The sequence below is a fragment of the Pseudomonas sp. K5002 genome (assembly GCF_013386655.1).
Lineage (GTDB): Bacteria > Pseudomonadota > Gammaproteobacteria > Pseudomonadales > Pseudomonadaceae > Aquipseudomonas.
In genome coordinates, this window is sequence record NZ_JACARK010001737.1 from 1 (window position 1) to 470 (window position 470).

General features: G+C 65.7%; 2 protein-coding genes. Both read left to right on the plus strand.

Translation table 11 applies throughout. The annotated features are described in order from the left end of the window. A partial coding sequence (locus HX846_RS39005) for an ACT domain-containing protein (protein WP_178967674.1) occupies nucleotides 1-291 on the plus strand: 291 nt, incomplete at its 5' end. A gap of 5 nt (nucleotides 292-296) precedes the next feature. Beyond that, a partial coding sequence (locus HX846_RS39010; RefSeq protein ID WP_178967675.1) for a LysE family transporter occupies nucleotides 297-470 on the plus strand: 174 nt, incomplete at its 3' end.

Sequence of the window (470 nt, forward strand, 5' to 3'; positions counted from 1 at the left end):
GAGGTGATCGGCAGCTTCCGCGAGCAGGAAGGCCTGACGTTGATCGTCGAGCGCCAGCAGGCCGAGCGGGCCGGACTGGCCTTCGACTATGTGGCTGCGTGGATCACCCTCAACGTGCACTCGGCCCTGGAAGCGGTCGGCCTGACCGCCGCGTTCGCCACGGCCCTGGGCCAGGCCGGGATCAGTTGCAACGTGATTGCCGGCTACTACCACGATCACCTGTTTGTCGGCCGCGCCGATGCCGAGCGCGCCATGACGGTGTTGCGGCAATTGGCGGCGGGCGCGGAGTAAATCCTATGTGGCAAAGCTATATGAACGGCCTGTTGGTGGCCTTTGGTTTGATCATGGCGATCGGCACCCAGAACGCGTTTGTGCTGGCGCAGAGCCTGCGGCGCGAACATCACCTGCCGGTGGCGGCACTGTGCGTGGTGTGCGACGCGATCCTGGTGGCCGCCGGCGTATTCGGCCTG